This is a genomic window from Streptomyces sp. WAC00040 (assembly GCF_056835925.1).
The window spans coordinates 1,541,976-1,557,577 of the sequence record NZ_JAKQZE010000001.1; the positions used below are offsets into that span (position 1 = coordinate 1,541,976).

Below are 15,602 nucleotides of genomic sequence, written 5' to 3' on the forward strand. Positions count from 1 at the left end.
TCGAGAACGCCCCGACGTCTCCGACGTCTCCTGTGAGAGTTGCCCGGAGGGGCGACCGACCGGCCACAAGGAGCGAGTCATGAAGTACCTCGTGATGATTCAGGGCACGCAGGCGGACTACGAGGCGATGAGCGGCAACGGCTCCGAGCACGCCCCGGCCTGGAACGAGAAGGACGTGCAGGCGATGTTCTCGTTCATGCAGAGCGTCAACGACGACCTCGCCGAGTCCGGCGAGTTCGTCGACGGGCAGGGCCTGGCCGCGCCGGCGCAGGCCCGGCACGTCCTTTCCGGCAAGGACGGCCGGCCGGTGGTGACGGACGGGCCGTACGGCGAGACGAAGGAGGTGCTCGCCGGGTACTGGGTCCTGGAGTGCGAGAGCCTGGACCGCGTGACGGAGATCGCGTCCCGCATCACCCAGTGCCCGGTCCCCGACGGCACCACCGAATACCCCGTGGTGATCCGGCAGATCATGGACGGCGGAGGCGATGTCTGCTGATCCCCGCCGGGTCGAGGACCTGCTGCGCCTGCACGCGCCGCAGGTCCTCGGCGCGCTGGTGCGTCGGTACGGCCACTTCGACCTGGCCGAGGACGCCGTTCAGGAAGCGCTGCTGGCGGCGGCGCAGCAGTGGCCGGACGGCGGCGTACCGGACAATCCGCGCGGCTGGCTGATCAGGGTCGCAGCCCGCCGACTGACGGACCTGCTGCGCAGCGAGGAGGCCAGGCGCCGTCGTGAGGAGACGGCCGGCCGGCTCGCCCCGCGGGACGCCTTCACCGGGCCACCGCCCGGTGAGGCACGCGCACCGTCCGAGGACGACACGCTCACCCTGCTCTTCCTGTGCTGCCATCCCGAGCTCGGCCCGCCCGCGCAGATCGCCCTGACCCTGCGGGCCGTCGGCGGTCTGACGACCGCCGAGATCGCCCGGGCGCACCTGGTGCCGGAGGCCACCATGGCGCAGCGGATCAGCCGGGCGAAGCAGCGGATACGAGGCCTGCCGTTCCGGCAGCCGGGCCCGGGGGACCGGGACGCCCGGCTCGCCGCCGTCCTTCAGGTGCTCTACCTGATCTTCAACGAGGGGTACACGGCGACCTCCGGCCGTGATCTGCACCGCGGCGACCTGGCGGCGGAGGCGATCCGCCTGGTCCGCGCCGTACGACGCCTGCTGCCGGCGGACGGTGCGGTGACCGGGCTGCTGGCGCTGATGCTGCTCACCGACGCCCGCAGCGCCGCCCGCACCGGCCCGCGCGGAGAGCTGATCCCGCTCGACGAGCAGGACCGCACCCGCTGGGACCGCGCGGCGATCGCCGAGGGCACCCGACTGGTGGAGGAGGCGCTGGCGCAGGGCCCTGCGGGCCCGTACCAACTGCAGGCGGCGATCGCTGCGTTGCACGACGAGGCTCCGAGCGCCGACGAGACCGACTGGCCGCAGATCCTCGCCCTGTACGACCTTCTCGTCGCCCGTACTGCCGAACCGATGGCCGAGCTCGGCCGGGCGGTGGCGACGGCGATGGTGCACGGACCGCGGGCCGGTCTGGCCGAAGTGGCCCGTCTGGAGGACAGGCTGAGCGGCAACCACCGGCTCGAGTCCGTAAGGGCGCACCTGCTGGAGAAGGCGGGCGACCTCGACGCGGCGCGTGCCGCCTACCGCTCTGCCGCCGCCCTGACGCTGAGCATCCCGGAGGCCCGCTATCTCCGGGCCAGGGCCGCCCGGCTGAGCCCGTGACACCCTCGCGGCCCCGCCGGCCCCGCCGGCGCAGCCCGGGCGCCGCCCGGCGCTTCGCTGGCGGCGTACCGGCCGCCGGGTGATCATCAGGCCATGGACGCCACGATTCACCTCGCCCAGCAACCGGAGGCCGACGAACTCCTCGGCCGCAGCCCGCTCGCCGCCCTGATCGGGATGCTCCTCGACCAGCAGATCCCCATGGAGTGGGCGTTCACCGGCCCGTACACCGTGGCGCAGCGCCTGGGCACCGACGATCTCGATGCCGCCGAGATCGCCGCCTACGACCCGGACGCCTTCACCGAACTGCTGCGGGAGAAGCCGGCGGTCCACCGCTACCCGGCGTCCATGGCCAAACGGGTTCAGGAGCTGTGCCGGTTCCTCGTCGACGAGTACGGCGGCGACGCGAGCGCCGTGTGGACGGACGCGGCCGACGGTGCGGACCTGCTGGCGAGGCTGAAGGCGCTGCCCGGCTTCGGCGAACAGAAGGCGCAGATCTTCCTGGCCCTCCTCGGCAAGCAGTACGGCGTACGTCCCGAGGGCTGGCGGGAGGCCGCCGGGGCGTACGGCGAGAAGGACTCCTACCGGTCGGCCGCCGACATCACCGGGCCCGAGTCGCTCGCCAGGGTGCGGGCGTACAAGCAGGAGAAGAAGGCCGCCGCCAAGGCAGCCAAGGCCACACAGACCGCCAGGACCCTGAAGGCGACGAAGACGGCCAAGACGGCCAAGTCAACCAACTCGACGAAGTCGCCCAGGAAGCCCTGAAGAACCGGGAGTTGAAGTGGATGAAGCGCTTCCGTGTGCTGATGGGGGAAATACGCCATGAGTTACGGCACAAGTGTTCACAGGGGCGACAGAGATCGCTAACTTCCCCTCAACCCTCGTACACATCGGGAAGGACCTCTGTGAAGGCAACCCATCGCAGAGCCGTGGCCACCGTGGCCGCTGCCGCACTCGCAACCCCGCTCCTGCTGGCGTCCGCCTCCCCGTCCGCTGCGCACCGTCAGGACCCGGGCGACCGGGCGGCCATGGACGCGTCGAAGCTGGCACGGAAGCTGGTCCAGAAGGCGTCCGCTGACGACGCCTTCGAGCACCTTGAGAAGTTCCAGCAGATAGCGGACAGCACGGGCGGCCACCGCGCCGCCGGTTCGCTCGGTCACGACGCCTCCGCCGCGTACGTGTACCAGCAGATGAAGAAGTACGGGTACGACGTCTCGTACCAGCGCTTCGACTTCATTTACACGGAGACGCTCGCCGAGAAGCTCTCCGTCGTCTCACCGACGCCGCGTGACGTCGACATCGCGGCCATGACATACACCAAGTCCACTCCTGTGGGCGGCATCAAGGCCGCTGTGGCGGCGGTGCCCGTGGACAGCACGACGGGCTGCGAGGCGGCCGACTACGCGTCGGACACCTTCACCGGCAAGATCGCGCTGATCAAGCGCGGCGGATGCAGCTTCGCCGCCAAGCAGGCCACCGCGGCTGCCGCCGGCGCGGTCGGCGCCATCGTCTACAACAACACCGAGGGCAGCCTCTCCGGAACCCTGGGCGACCAGGCCTCCGCGAAGATCCCGACCGGAGGCATCACGCAGGCCGACGGCGAGAAGCTCGCCGCCGACCTCGCCAAGGGCCCGCTGGAGGTCTCCTTCGAGGTCCGCGAGCTCCAGGAGAAGCGCAGCACCAACAACGTGATCGCGGAGACCCGCCGGGGCAACGCCGCCAACACGGTGATGCTCGGCGCCCACCTCGACTCGGTGACCGCCGGCCCCGGCATCAACGACAACGGCTCCGGCTCCGCCGGTCTGCTCGAGGTCGCGGAGGAGCTGGCCAAGCGGGAGAAGCGGCCCACCAACAAGGTGCGCTTCGCCTGGTGGTCGGCCGAGGAGAACGGACTGCTCGGCTCCGAGCACTACGTCGCGAACCTCAGCAACCTGGGGAAGAAGGAGGTCAAGCTCTACCTCAACTTCGACATGATCGCGTCGCCGAACTACGGACTCTTCGTCTACGACGGCGACAACTCCGACGGCGTCGGCTCCGGCGCGGGCCCGGCGGGCTCCGCGCAGCTCGAGCGCGACATCAACGAGTTCCTCGACAAGCGGGGCACCCCGCACGAGGGCACCGACTTCACCGGCCGCTCCGACTACGGGCCGTTCATCGAGGTGGGCATCCCGTCCGGTGGCACCTTCACCGGCGCGGAGGGGATCAAGACCGAGGCGCAGGCGAAGAAGTTCGGCGGTTCCGCGGGCATCGCGTACGACGTGAACTACCACGCCGCGGGCGACGACATCAACAACATCAACATGAAGGCGTTCGCCGTCAACATCGGCATCATCGCCAACGCCGTGGGCACCTACGCCCACGACATCAGCTCGCTGCGCAAGCCGGTCACGACCGTCCCGACGGACGGTGACGCCGGCAGCGGCGGCGGCCTCCACGACGGTCACGACCACGAAGTGACCGAGTAACACCGAACGTCACACCGGCCGCTCCGCCCCCGACGGGCGCCGGGACGGTCGCGGCGCGCCGCGGGCTCATCGCCCGCGGCGCGCCGTCCTCATAGAGGGGCCGCGAGATCTTCCGGCGCGTCCTTGGGCGCTCTGAGGTCTGCGTGAAACCGCCCCCGTTCGAGCGATCCAGCCCCACGGTCCGCGGGATCGACCGGGCCCCGCCACGCCCCTGCGCCAAAGGCGGTGACCGGCCTCGGAACCCCATGGCGGTCGCGAGGACACCGCGGACGCCGCCCTCGAGCGACGGGAAAGTGCAGCGGGAGACCCCATTCGCCCGGTTTGCAAAGTATTGATCGGATCGCACCGCGGTTCCGTTGCTGCGCCATGAGCCTCTTGACCGGTAGGCTTTCCGTGTGATCTTCAAGCGCATCGGTAACGGGCGGCCGTATCCCGACCACGGCCGGGAAAGCACCCGGCAGTGGGCGGATGTCGCGCCGCGCCCGGTCCGCCTCGATCAGCTCGTGACCACCAAGGGACAGCTGGATCTCGAGACGCTGCTCGCAGAGGACTCGACGTTCTACGGGGACCTCTTCGCCCACGTCGTGAAGTGGCAGGGCGACCTCTATCTGGAGGACGGCCTGCACCGCGCCGTGCGCGCGGCCCTTCAGCAGCGTCAGGTCCTGCACGCCCGCGTGCTCGAGCTGGGTTGAGCGGACCGGCGCTTCCCGGGGCCGCGGCGGCGGCCGGCCGCGCCCCGAGGGTGGCCGACACGGTCTGCGGCTGATCCTTTCGGGGCCCTTTCGACACCGTACGGACGCAATCAGCTGATCGTTTAGTAGGCACGGCCACCACACCGCATTACGCTGCGCCCATGAGCATGCTGACTCCCCCGGGCATGGGCGGAAAGTACCGCATCACGGGCGACAAGTACCCACGAATGCGACGCCCCCGGAACCGCCGCAGGATCGTCCTCGCGGCTGTCGCCGCAGTGGTCGCGCTGGGCCTCGCCGGCTGGGGGACGCTGCAGCTCATCGACGCGTTCACGGGCGGCGGCGCCAAGACCTCCGCGAGCGGGGGCGGCACGCGGTGCAAGCCCGCCCCGTCCCCCTCCGCGGCGCCCCCGCCGCCGCTGCCGCGCCAGATCACGGTGAACGTCTACAACGCGACGCCGCGCGCCGGTCTCGCCAAGTCGACGGCCGACGAACTGAAGAAACGTGGCTTCAAGATCGGCAAGGTCGCGAACGCGCCGGCTGCCTACGACAAGAAGGTCCCCGGCACCGCCGTACTGCTCGGGGCGTCCACCTCGCAGAGCGGCGCCTTCCGGGTGCTCGGCACCCAGGTGCGGGGCTTCCAGGCGCAGACCGACACCCGCACGACCGCGGATGTCGACTTCATCATCGGCACCGCGTTCAAGACCCTCGACGCGAAGGCGAGCGCGGACGTCGCCCTCGCAGCCCTGTCGCAGCCGAAGCCGGCTCCTTCCGGCAAGTGCCAGGTAGCGCCCCGGTAACGACGGAAGGGCCGGAACTCTCCGGCCCTTCCTGTGCCCCGCGGCGCGGTCGGCCGCACCCCTGACGGACCGCTACTCGGCCGTCCCGTACATGCGGTCACCCGCGTCACCGAGGCCCGGCACGATGTACCCGTTCTCGTTCAGACGCTCGTCGACGGAGGCGGTCACGACGGTCACCGGCGTGCCCGCCAGCTCGCGCTCCATCACCTCGACGCCCTCCGGCGCCGCGAGAAGCACGACCGCGGTCACATCGTCCGCGCCACGCTTGATCAGTTCACGGATCGCGGCGACCAGCGTCCCGCCCGTCGCCAGCATCGGGTCCAGCACGTACACCTGGCGCCCGGAGAGGTCCTCAGGCATGCGCGTCGCGTACGTGGAGGCCTCGAGCGTCTCCTCGTTGCGGATCATCCCCAGGAAGCCCACCTCGGCGGTCGGCAGCAGCCGGACCATACCGTCGAGCATGCCCAGGCCGGCCCGCAGGATCGGCACGACGAGCGGCTTCGGGCTGGACAGCTTCACACCGGTCGTCCGGGTCACCGGGGTCTCGATGTCGACCTGCTCCGTCCGCACGTCCCGGGTGGCCTCGTAGGCGAGCAGGGTGACCAGCTCGTCGGCGAGCCGCCGGAAGGTAGGGGAGTCGGTGCGCCTGTCGCGCAGCGTTGTGAGTTTGTGCGCCACCAGCGGGTGGTCGACGACGTGGATCCGCATGGCGTCAACAGTAGCCCGCACTCGCATCAAGGACGGTTCCGGAGGGAAGGTGGAGAGGTGTCTCCCCAGGCCGCGGGGCGAGTGAGTGCCCGCGGACAGGTCCCGGGGGGAGTACGGATACAGCCGTGGGGTGGTGTGGCCGATGCCGGAGACCGAGCCGGAGCCGGAGCCGGAGATCGCGACCGACGGGGAGCGCCGCAGACGACGCGCCCAATTCCTGCGCGAACTGAACGAGGCCAAAGCGCTGCGCGACCGTGTCCAGCCGCGACGCGCCCGAGCGGCCCGGATGCGCCGGCAGATGCGCATGCGGACCTTCCGCTGGTAGACCGTCCCACGAGCCCCTTAAGAACTGATGGCCGACGCAACGACGGAAGACCTCTCGCAACGCGCCTCTTTCTGCCACGATTCCGAGTGGGCGGGGCACGAACGCAGAACGCGCCGCCGGTCGTCACACCTCTGATCAGTGGGAGAGTCACGGTGTACTTCGCCGCACTGCTCGCGCGCACTCATGACGGGTGGGAAGCGAGCGACACAGAGCTCGACGATGTGGAGACCCTGTCGGATCTGACCGACCTGGCCCGCGAAGCCTCGGTGGACGAGGACACGGTCCTCGTCTTCATCGAGCAGGAGGACGCCTGGTTCGGCATCCTCCGGGTCGAGGGCGAGGAGGACCCTCGGATCTTCGTCTCGGACGCGGCAGCTGCCGCACGCTCCTCCTATGGGGAGATCCTCACCAACGAACTGCTCGGCGGGGACGACGACGACCCTGCCGCCGACCTCGACGCGCTGGACCTCGACGGTACGGAGGACGGAGAACCGGAGGAGGACGGGGCCGACACGGTGGACCTGCCCGCCCAGGCCGGCGAGTCCGTCCCGACGGGTCCTGCCGGCGACCGCGAGATCCTCGCCGATCTCGGGCTGTCCGAAAAGGAACTGCTGGCGCTGGAGACGGACGCGCTGTCGGAGATCGCGGACGCGCTCGGCGCCGGCGAGGTACTGGAGACCGTGCGCTAGTGCCCCGCCAGGCAGATGAACGGGCACCGGACCGTACGCCGGAACCGGTGCCGTGGAACGACCCTGTGCGCGGTCCGTGGGAGGCGTCGATGCGCCTCGCCCTCGGCGAGGCGGACCGCGCGGCGCAGGGCGGCGACGTGCCGGTCGGCGCCGTGCTCCTCTCCGGGGACGGCACGATCCTCGCCGTCGGACACAACGAGCGCGAGGCGACGGGCGATCCGACCGCGCACGCCGAGGTGCTGGCGATCCGCAGGGCCGCCGTCGTCCTCGGCGAGTGGCGGCTGACCGGCTGCACGCTCGTCGTGACGTTGGAGCCGTGCACGATGTGCGCCGGCGCGATCGTGCAGTCGCGGGTGACGCGCGTGGTCTACGGGGCGCGCGACGACAAGGCCGGCGCGGCGGGCTCCCTGTGGGACGTCGTACGGGACCGCCGGCTCAACCACCGGCCCGAGGTCGTGAGCGGAGTGCTGGGCGAGGAGTGCTCGAAGCAGCTAACGGCGTTCTTCAGGGACCGGCCGGGCGACCGCTGAACCCTGCCCGCCGGCAGTCGGGAACGGGCTCGGCGGACGCTTGCCCATAACCGATTTCAGAGCACGGCCCACCTTGGGCTAAGCTCTCTCCCGGTAGCGTGTCCGAGCGGCCGAAGGAGCTCGCCTCGAAAGCGAGTGTGGCGCAAGTCACCGAGGGTTCAAATCCCTCCGCTACCGCTCTTGTCGAAGGCCCCGGTGCATGCACCGGGGCCTTCGTCGTGGCCGCGGACCCCTCGATAAGTCCCCGACCCTCCCACCGGACGCCAGGGCCCGCAGAGGGATCTCCAGGCACCGCTGAAGCCGCTGAGGATTCGACGCCTGCGGGCGGGGCGCGCCAAGGCGCGGCTCCGGCGGCAGGACGCCGGTCCGGGCCGGCCCGGTGACCACGATCGAGAGCACCACGGCCAGGGGCCGGTGAGCGGCTCCGCGGCTCGCACTCACCCGGCCGCGCGCCCGAAAGGGCGCGGCGAACAGCCTCTTGGCCGTGGAAAATCTGTCCGAATGCGCTCGGCTAGACTCACGCGACGCGTCGCCGGGGCAGGACAGCAGGGGAGACAGGGGCCGATGGTGCAAGCCAAGAAGATAGCCGTGTACATCGTGGTCGTCTTCATCCTCTACACGATCATCAACTCCCCCGACAGAGCGGCCGACCTGGTGGGGGTAGGGTTCGAGGGCATTTCGAGCGCCGCGCAGGGCGTCGGAGAGTTCATGACCGAGCTCGTCAACTAGGGCCGCGCCAGGCATCGCGGCCCCCGGCCAAGATCCGCCGGACAGGCCCCCGCCTGCCGGCCAACCAGGGAGTGCCCCGTGATCCGCCATCTGGTCCTCTTCAAGCTCAACGAGGGTGTCGAGCGCGACGAGCCCCGCGTCGCTGCCGGAGTGAAGGCCTTCCAGGAGCTGGACGGCGTCGTACCGGAGCTGGAGTTCTGGGAGTGCGCCTGGAACATCACGGACCGGCCGATCGCCTACGACTTCGCCATCAACTCGGCCGTGGCCGACAAGGACGCGCTGAAGCGGTACATCGAGCATCCGGCCCACCAGGCGGCCGCCGGACAGTGGCGTGAGTTCGCCACGTGGGTGATCGCCGACTACGAGTTCTGAAGGCCCCTCCACGAGCCCCTCGCCCTCCAGGGCGGGGGGCTCGTCGGTTTTCCGTCCCAGCAGGACGTCAACACGGCGTTATCGGGTGCTTGCACACAGTGGACATGTCTTGTGATGCTATGACCGCTTTTGACGGATGAGTTGACTGAAAATGACCGCAAAGGGGTGGCTTGACCGTGTCGGCCAGTACTGCGCCTCAGGTGCCACCTCAGAACGAGAGGCCGGACGACACCGCCCCTGCCGCGAGGCCGCAGAGGCGCGGTGCGGACACCCGGGCTCTGACCCAGGTGCTGTTCGGCCGCCTCAAGGGACTCCAGGCGGGGACCGCGGAGCACTCCAGGGTGCGCGCCGCGCTCATCGAGGCCAACCTCCCGCTCGTGCGGTACGCCGCGGCCAGGTTCCGCAGCCGCAACGAGCCGATGGAGGACGTGGTCCAGGTCGGCACGATCGGACTGATCAACGCCATCGACCGGTTCGACCCGGACCGCGGCGTGCAGTTCCCGACGTTCGCGATGCCCACGGTGGTGGGAGAGATCAAGCGGTACTTCCGCGACAACGTGCGGACCGTGCACGTACCGCGGCGCCTCCACGAGCTGTGGGTGCAGGTGAACGGGGCCACCGAGGACCTGACGACCGCCCACGGGCGTTCCCCCACGACCGCGGAGATCGCCGAGCGGCTGAAGATCGGCGAGGACGAGGTGCTGGCCTGCATCGAGGCCGGCCGCTCGTACCACGCGACGTCACTGGAGGCGGCCCAGGAGGGCGACGGTATGCCGGGGCTGCTGGACCGGCTCGGCTACGAGGACCCGGCGCTGGCCGGCGTCGAACACCGCGATCTGGTGCGGCATCTCCTCGTCCAGCTGCCCGAGCGCGAACAGCGGATCCTGATGCTCCGCTACTACAGCAACCTGACACAGTCGCAGATCAGTCAGGAACTGGGCGTCTCCCAGATGCACGTGTCGCGACTGCTGGCGAGAAGTTTCGCTCGACTTCGTTCCGCAAACAGGATCGAAGCGTAGCTCGAACGGGTAGAGCACCCTTGAGCCGCTGACGGGGGCTCAAAAGCCGTACACCCCCTGTTTACTGGGCATTTTTGCGCGATACTTGTCGACATGTCACTACAGCGTGTTGCCGACATGTGACATTCTGCTGGAACCGCGTTTGCCGCAGCCTCGCCGCCGGTATTCAGGTGGAGGCTGCGTTCCTCAGACGGTCGCGGCCACCGCGACCGTCCGCGACCTCAAGGGGGTGGCATGTCCGTAGAACAGGGCAGCTCGAAGGTGCTCACTCGCGCTCCAAGCGCGCCCGCACCCGTCGTGCCCGGCAGCTCGGAAGCCATCGACACCCGCACTCTCTCCCGTTCCCTGTTCCTGCGGCTTCGCACCCTGGACAGCGAGGGCGCGGCCGACGACAGCCCGGAGCGCACCTACGTGCGCGACACCCTCATCGAGCTCAACCTCCCGCTCGTCCGGTACGCCGCGGCGCGGTTCCGCAGCCGCAACGAGCCGATGGAGGACATCGTCCAGGTCGGCACGATCGGCCTGATCAAGGCGATCGACCGCTTCGACTGCGAACGGGGCGTGGAGTTCCCCACCTTCGCGATGCCGACGGTCGTGGGCGAGATCAAGCGCTTCTTCCGTGACACCTCGTGGTCCGTGCGGGTCCCTCGCCGGCTCCAGGAGCTGCGCCTCGCACTCACCAAGGCGAGCGACGAGCTCGCCCAGAAGCTGGACCGCTCCCCGACCGTTCCCGAACTGGCCGCGGTACTGGGCGTGTCGGAGGAGGACGTCGTCGACGGCCTCGCCGTGGGCAACGCCTACACAGCGTCTTCGCTCGACTCGCCCTCGCCCGAGGACGACGGTGGCGAAGGCTCGCTCGCGGACCGCCTCGGCTACGAGGACTCGGCTCTGGAAGGTGTCGAGTACCGCGAGTCCCTCAAGCCGCTGCTGGCCAAACTGCCGCCCCGGGAGCGGCAGATCATCATGCTGCGATTCTTCGCCAACATGACCCAGTCGCAGATCGGCGAGGAGGTCGGCATCTCACAGATGCACGTCTCCCGTCTGCTGACCCGCACGCTGGCACAGCTGAGGGAAGGGCTGATCGCCGACTGACGAGCCGGGGTCCGTCCGCTCGTGGCCCCGTCTCGAAGAGGTTTCCGGAAGCTTCCTTCCTGACGGGTCGTCAGTCACACTGACGCGATGCGACGGCGAACCGGTTCAGGGATCGTGGCGTTGGCGCTCTGCCTCGGCGGAGCGCTGACCGCGTGCGGCAGCAGCGGCGAGGGGGAGGTTGCCCTCGGCGCCGCCGGCCCGGGACCGGACCGTGCGCCCACCGCTGCCGTGCCGCCGAAGGGCAAGGTCTCGCTCGCCCCGCTGGACGGGAGCGAAGAGCCCGCCGGCGATGCGACCGCGGGCGCGGCCGGGAAGGCGCCCCGACAGGGCGCCGGCGGGCCTGTCCCCGGCCCGGAGGGCGGCAGTGGTCACGCGCCGAGCGGTCCTGGCGGCACACCGGCGAGCGGTACGAGCGGCACCGGCCCTTCCGGGAGCGGCGGACCGCAGCAGAGCCCGGGCTCCGACGGCACGCCCGACGCCTCCCCCACCCCGACACCGTCAGCGCCGGCGCCTGGTCCGTCCGATCCGGCACCGGACCCCACAGGCCCGGCCGTGCTTCAGCTCGGCGAGCCCGTCCGCGAGGCCCTCGACCGGCGCTGGTGCGAGAAGGTCACCGTGGAGTTCCGCAACACCGGCGGCACCGCCGCCGTGTCCGGGACCGTCACCTTCGCCACCCACATCATCGGCCCGCTCGGAGTCGACTGGGGCACGCGCGAGTCCAGCGGGCCGCTGCCCGCGCCGATTCCGGCCGGAGCCGTGCGGAAGCAGGCGTACACGGTCTGCGTGGACGCCTGGCGGGTGCCCCTGGGCATGCACATCGAGACCCAGGACGTCACCGCGACATGGAAGTGACCGGTCCCGCCCGGCCCGGAGAAGTTCCGGCCCGGACGGGTTCTGGTTCCGGCCCGGCCGGGTTCCGGCCGACAGGTTCTACCCGAGTGCGAGCCAGGCGACCGCGCCGAGGATGACGACCGCCGCGATGACGCCGACGATGAGGCCGACGCGCGAGGAGGACGTCGCCGCGGGCGTCCCGGCCGCGCGGCCCTGCGGGGCGCCTTCGTCCACGAAGGCGCGGAACATCTGGGTGCTGCCGGCGGGGTCGTAGTTGCCCTCGGGGCCCTGGCCTTGGGGAGCATGGGGGTTGTGTGCCATGGGGCAGGACCCTAGCGAACGGCGTCCGCGGCCCCAACCCCGGGCGGGCGGCCGGTGCGCTCCGAGAAGGAGATGGCCCGCCCATGGCTCCGCATACGCAAAGGCTTTTGGGTTCCTTTACCCGGCCAGGCCCGTTTTCATTTGCCTGTAGCAACCAACGGATTCTATTGTTGCCCTAAGCAACGAAAAGTGGGAGGGGCCTTGGCCGAGCGGAGTCAGTACGAGGAGCTGGCCCGGCAGATAGGCGCAGTCGGGGCCGTGAAACGGGTCCTCTCGCGGATCCTGCCCGCCGAGTGCCCTTCCGGGTCCGCCGCGGTGCTGTCACTGCTCGGCCGGCACGGAGAGATGCGGATGGGCCGCCTCGCCGAGCTGATGGCCGTCGACATGTCCGTCACCAGCCGGCACGTGGCCCATGTGGTGGAGCGCGGCTGGCTGGAGCGGTCGCCAGATCCCGAGGACCGGCGGTCCCGCATCCTGCGGCTCACGCCGGCGGGCAGGGACCTGCTCGCCGATCTCGGCCGGCGGACCGCGGACATGTTCGCCCACTACCTCGAGGACTGGTCCGACGAAGAAGTCGGACAGCTGAACGCGATGCTGGCCCGCCTCCGCGAATCCGTCGGGGACTGCCGGGCCCCCGCCACCCGTACACCCGTATGAAGAGAAGGAAGTTCATGGCTACGACCACACCGAACGGTGTGCGGGGCGGGCACGCCGAGCACGGCGGTGGATCCGCCTCCGACGGCGGGGCGCCGATGACGCACCGGCAGATCATGGAGGCGCTGTCCGGGCTGATGCTCGGCATGTTCGTCGCCATCCTCTCGTCGACGATCGTCTCCAACGCCCTGCCGGAGATCATCACCGACCTCGGTGGAGGCCAGAGCGCCTACACCTGGGTCGTCACCGCCTCGCTGCTGGCGATGACCGCGACCACCCCGCTGTGGGGCAAGCTCTCGGACCTCTTCTCCAAGAAGCTGCTTGTCCAGATATCGCTGCTCATCTACGTCCTGGGTTCGGTCGTCGCCGGACTCTCGCAGAACTCCGGCATGCTGATCGCCTGCCGTGTGGTCCAGGGCATCGGCGTCGGCGGTCTGTCCGCCCTCGCGCAGATCGTCATGGCCGCGATGATCGCCCCCCGGGAGCGGGGCCGCTACAGCGGATACATCGGTGCCGTCTTCGCGGTCGCGACCGTCGGCGGCCCGCTGCTCGGCGGCGTCATCACCGACACCGAGTGGCTGGGCTGGCGCTGGTGCTTCTACGTCGGCGTGCCGTTCGCCCTGATCGCCCTGTTCGTCCTGCAGAAGACCCTCAAGCTCCCCGTGGTCCAGCGGCAGGTGAAGGTCGACTGGGCGGGCGCGTTCTTCATCAGCGCCGCCGTCTCGCTGCTGTTGGTGTGGGTGACCTTCGCCGGTGACAAGTACGACTGGGTTTCGTGGCAGACCGGCGCGATGGTCGGCGGTTCCGTGGTGCTCGGCGCGCTCTTCCTCCTGGTGGAGTCGAAAGCGAGCGAACCGATCATCCCGCTGCGGCTGTTCCGCAACCGCACGATCACGCTGGCCTCGCTGGCCTCGCTCTTCGTCGGCGTCGCCATGTTCGCCGGCACGGTGTTCTTCAGCCAGTACTTCCAGCTGGCGCGCGACGAGTCGCCGACCATGTCCGGTGTGCTGACGATCCCGATGATCGGCGGACTCTTCGTCTCGTCGACCGTGTCGGGCCAGATCATCACCAGGACCGGCCGCTGGAAGGCCTGGCTGGTCTCGGGCGGCGCCCTGGTGACGGCGGGCCTCGGTCTGCTGGGCACCATCCGGTACGACACCGAGTACTCGCACATCGCGGTCTTCATGGTCCTGATGGGCCTCGGACTCGGCATGATGATGCAGAACCTGGTGCTCTGCACCCAGAACCAGGTCGACCCGTCGGACCTCGGCGCGGCCAGCTCGGTCGTCACCTTCTTCCGGTCCCTCGGCGGCGCGATCGGCGTCTCCGCGCTCGGCGCGGTGATGGCGACCCGGGTCACTCACTACGTCAAGGACGGGCTCGCCGAACTCGGCCCGCAGGGCGAGGCGCTGGGACACGGCGGTACGGGCGGCGGCGGCATTCCCGACCTCGACAAGCTGCCGCTCCCCGTCCGCACCGTGATGGAGACGGCGTACGGGCACGGGGTCGCCGACATCTTCCTGTACTCCGCCCCCTTCGCGCTCGTCGCGTTCCTGGTGACCTTCTTCATCAAGGAGGTCGCACTGAAGAGCAGCTCGTCGGACGCCGAGACGAAGCAGGCGAAGGACGCCCTCGCCACCTCCGAGGCACCGGAGGCGCTCGCCGTCGCCACGGCCCCCGCCCCGGGGCAGGCCGTCGCGACCGAGCCGGTCACCTCCGTCCCCTCCGGTGTCGCGGTCGGCGGAGTGGTGCGCGGTTCCGAGGCGCCACGGTGCCCCGGGCAGCAGTCACACTGATCTCGCCGTCCGGCCGGCAGCTCGGCCGCTCCGTCGCCCAGGGGGACGGCAGCTACACGCTGGACGCGCCGGGCGCCGGATCGTATGTGCTGATCGCCTCGGCCGACGGCTTCCAGCCGCAGGCCTCCACGGTGAACGTCACAGGTGAGCCGCTGGTGCACGACATCCTGCTCGCCGGGACCAGCGGCGTCGGCGGAGTGGTGCGCGCGGCCGACGGCGGCGCCCCCGTCGAAGGAGCGATGGTCGTCATCACGGATGCGCGCGGCGATGTGCTCGCCACCGGGACGAGTACGGAGCAGGGCGAGTTCGCCTTCGGCGAGCTCGTGCCCGGCGCGGTGACCGTCGCGGTGAACGCGCCCGGCTACCGGCCGCTCGCGCTGCCCGTGGAGATCGGCGGCCAGAGTGCGACCCGGATAGAGGCGGCGCTCCAGTACGGCGCCGTCGTGCGGGGCGTGGTACGCGGGGCCGCGGGCCTGCCGCTGACCGACGCCCGGGTGACCCTTGTGGCCGCAGCCGGGAACGTGGTCGCCACAGCGACCACCGGCGACGACGGGGCCTACGCCTTCGCGGACCTGGACGCGGGCGAGTACTCGGTCATCGCGACCGGATACCCGCCGGTGGCGAACCAGTTGACCGTGACCGGTCGCGGCGTCGACGGTCACGACATCGAACTCGCCCACCCGGGCGAGTAAAGGACCCTCTGGGCCGGGCGCCTCGTTCTCGGCGGAGACGAGCCGCCCGCCCGGCGGAGACAGGCCCCGGAGACGGGGGCGGCAGGCAGGGGACGGCCGGTCGCCCCGCCCGGGGCCCGAACGCTCCTCCTCAGCCGTGAGGGCCGGACACAGAAAAAAACGGGATCAA

17 protein-coding genes, 1 tRNA gene and 1 pseudogene are annotated in these 15,602 nt (G+C 70.4%); 17 read left to right on the plus strand and 2 right to left on the minus strand.

Annotated features, from left to right (window positions below; all coding sequences use genetic code 11):
• Positions 1-79 precede the first annotated feature (79 nt).
• From MDN94_RS07065 to MDN94_RS07090, 6 genes are all read left to right on the plus strand, one after another.
• Positions 80-496, plus strand: a complete 417-nt coding sequence (locus MDN94_RS07065; protein ID WP_482725068.1) for a YciI family protein — start codon at positions 80-82, stop codon at positions 494-496.
• The gene (locus MDN94_RS07070; RefSeq protein WP_482725069.1) at positions 486-1,721 is read left to right on the plus strand and encodes an RNA polymerase sigma factor; all 1,236 of its coding nucleotides are present in this window, start codon (positions 486-488) and stop codon (positions 1,719-1,721) included. Before MDN94_RS07065 ends, MDN94_RS07070 begins: the two co-directional genes overlap by 11 nt.
• A 93-nt stretch (positions 1,722-1,814) precedes the next feature.
• A complete protein-coding gene (locus tag MDN94_RS07075; protein WP_482725070.1) occupies positions 1,815-2,483 on the plus strand; it encodes an HhH-GPD-type base excision DNA repair protein in 669 nt (222 codons plus the stop codon).
• 164 nt (positions 2,484-2,647) lie between these two features.
• Entirely contained in the window at positions 2,648-4,183 is a 1,536-nt protein-coding gene (locus tag MDN94_RS07080) for a M28 family metallopeptidase (protein WP_482727022.1), read from the plus strand.
• Between the two features lie 395 nt (positions 4,184-4,578).
• A complete protein-coding gene (locus MDN94_RS07085; protein WP_003955420.1) occupies positions 4,579-4,875 on the plus strand; it encodes a type II toxin-antitoxin system VapB family antitoxin in 297 nt (98 codons plus the stop codon).
• A 161-nt stretch (positions 4,876-5,036) separates the two neighbouring features.
• Positions 5,037-5,675 (plus strand): LytR C-terminal domain-containing protein, encoded by a 639-nt coding sequence (locus tag MDN94_RS07090; RefSeq protein WP_482725071.1) that lies wholly within the window; start codon positions 5,037-5,039, stop codon positions 5,673-5,675.
• 72 nt (positions 5,676-5,747) lie between these two features.
• Here MDN94_RS07090 and upp read toward each other — a convergent pair whose 3' ends face one another.
• Complete coding sequence (upp, locus tag MDN94_RS07095; RefSeq protein ID WP_441263227.1) at positions 5,748-6,383, minus strand: uracil phosphoribosyltransferase; 636 nt, start codon at positions 6,381-6,383, stop codon at positions 5,748-5,750.
• A gap of 142 nt (positions 6,384-6,525) precedes the next feature.
• On the opposite strand from upp, the gene MDN94_RS07100 reads away from it, so the two are divergent.
• The 9 genes from MDN94_RS07100 (at position 6,526) to MDN94_RS07140 (ending at position 11,991) form a co-directional block, all read left to right on the plus strand.
• A complete protein-coding gene (locus MDN94_RS07100; RefSeq protein WP_482725072.1) occupies positions 6,526-6,708 on the plus strand; it encodes a hypothetical protein in 183 nt (60 codons plus the stop codon).
• Between the two features lie 152 nt (positions 6,709-6,860).
• Positions 6,861-7,397: a tRNA adenosine deaminase-associated protein gene (locus MDN94_RS07105; protein ID WP_453465354.1), complete on the plus strand. Its 537-nt coding sequence runs from the start codon at positions 6,861-6,863 to the stop codon at positions 7,395-7,397.
• Positions 7,397-7,927: a tRNA adenosine(34) deaminase TadA gene (tadA, locus tag MDN94_RS07110; RefSeq protein ID WP_482725073.1), complete on the plus strand. Its 531-nt coding sequence runs from the start codon at positions 7,397-7,399 to the stop codon at positions 7,925-7,927. The genes MDN94_RS07105 and tadA overlap by 1 nt, the downstream gene beginning before the upstream one ends.
• A gap of 92 nt (positions 7,928-8,019) precedes the next feature.
• Positions 8,020-8,104: transfer RNA gene (locus MDN94_RS07115), tRNA-Ser, on the plus strand.
• A 387-nt stretch (positions 8,105-8,491) separates the two neighbouring features.
• Positions 8,492-8,656: a hypothetical protein gene (locus tag MDN94_RS07120; protein WP_182327695.1), complete on the plus strand. Its 165-nt coding sequence runs from the start codon at positions 8,492-8,494 to the stop codon at positions 8,654-8,656.
• A gap of 78 nt (positions 8,657-8,734) precedes the next feature.
• Positions 8,735-9,028 carry a Dabb family protein gene (locus MDN94_RS07125; RefSeq protein ID WP_159690095.1) on the plus strand — a complete coding sequence of 98 codons (294 nt, stop codon included), beginning with the start codon at positions 8,735-8,737 and terminating at the stop codon, positions 9,026-9,028.
• A 176-nt stretch (positions 9,029-9,204) separates the two neighbouring features.
• Positions 9,205-10,047 carry an RNA polymerase sigma factor SigF gene (locus MDN94_RS07130; protein WP_037776580.1) on the plus strand — a complete coding sequence of 281 codons (843 nt, stop codon included), beginning with the start codon at positions 9,205-9,207 and terminating at the stop codon, positions 10,045-10,047.
• 234 nt (positions 10,048-10,281) lie between these two features.
• Positions 10,282-11,139, plus strand: a complete 858-nt coding sequence (locus MDN94_RS07135; RefSeq protein WP_453465359.1) for an RNA polymerase sigma factor SigF — start codon at positions 10,282-10,284, stop codon at positions 11,137-11,139.
• An 87-nt stretch (positions 11,140-11,226) separates the two neighbouring features.
• Positions 11,227-11,991, plus strand: coding sequence for a hypothetical protein (locus MDN94_RS07140; protein ID WP_482725074.1), 765 nt, complete (start codon positions 11,227-11,229; stop codon positions 11,989-11,991).
• Between the two features lie 78 nt (positions 11,992-12,069).
• Here MDN94_RS07140 and MDN94_RS07145 read toward each other — a convergent pair whose 3' ends face one another.
• On the minus strand, positions 12,070-12,291 hold the full coding sequence (locus tag MDN94_RS07145; protein ID WP_482725075.1) for a hypothetical protein: 222 nt from the start codon (positions 12,289-12,291) through the stop codon (positions 12,070-12,072).
• A gap of 201 nt (positions 12,292-12,492) precedes the next feature.
• On the opposite strand from MDN94_RS07145, the gene MDN94_RS07150 reads away from it, so the two are divergent.
• Positions 12,493-12,948, plus strand: coding sequence for a MarR family winged helix-turn-helix transcriptional regulator (locus MDN94_RS07150; protein ID WP_482725076.1), 456 nt, complete (start codon positions 12,493-12,495; stop codon positions 12,946-12,948).
• Positions 12,949-13,043: 95 nt separating this feature from the next.
• Positions 13,044-15,433 (plus strand): annotated as a pseudogene (locus tag MDN94_RS07155) (MFS transporter).
• The last annotated feature ends 169 nt before the right edge of the window (positions 15,434-15,602 follow it).

Excerpts from the sequence above, each read along its gene's own strand:
- MDN94_RS07120 (WP_182327695.1), top strand. The coding sequence starts at position 8,492 with ATGGTGCAAGCCAAGAAGATAGCCGTGTACATCGTGGTCGTCTTCATC.
- MDN94_RS07065 (WP_482725068.1), top strand. The coding sequence starts at position 80 with ATGAAGTACCTCGTGATGATTCAGGGCACGCAGGCGGACTACGAGGCG.
- MDN94_RS07145 (WP_482725075.1), bottom strand. The coding sequence starts at position 12,291 with ATGGCACACAACCCCCATGCTCCCCAAGGCCAGGGCCCCGAGGGCAAC.
- MDN94_RS07135 (WP_453465359.1), top strand. The coding sequence starts at position 10,282 with ATGTCCGTAGAACAGGGCAGCTCGAAGGTGCTCACTCGCGCTCCAAGC.
- MDN94_RS07075 (WP_482725070.1), top strand. The coding sequence starts at position 1,815 with ATGGACGCCACGATTCACCTCGCCCAGCAACCGGAGGCCGACGAACTC.
- MDN94_RS07140 (WP_482725074.1), top strand. The coding sequence starts at position 11,227 with ATGCGACGGCGAACCGGTTCAGGGATCGTGGCGTTGGCGCTCTGCCTC.
- MDN94_RS07100 (WP_482725072.1), top strand. The coding sequence starts at position 6,526 with ATGCCGGAGACCGAGCCGGAGCCGGAGCCGGAGATCGCGACCGACGGG.
- MDN94_RS07070 (WP_482725069.1), top strand. The coding sequence starts at position 486 with ATGTCTGCTGATCCCCGCCGGGTCGAGGACCTGCTGCGCCTGCACGCG.
- MDN94_RS07090 (WP_482725071.1), top strand. The coding sequence starts at position 5,037 with ATGAGCATGCTGACTCCCCCGGGCATGGGCGGAAAGTACCGCATCACG.
- upp (WP_441263227.1), bottom strand. The coding sequence starts at position 6,383 with ATGCGGATCCACGTCGTCGACCACCCGCTGGTGGCGCACAAACTCACA.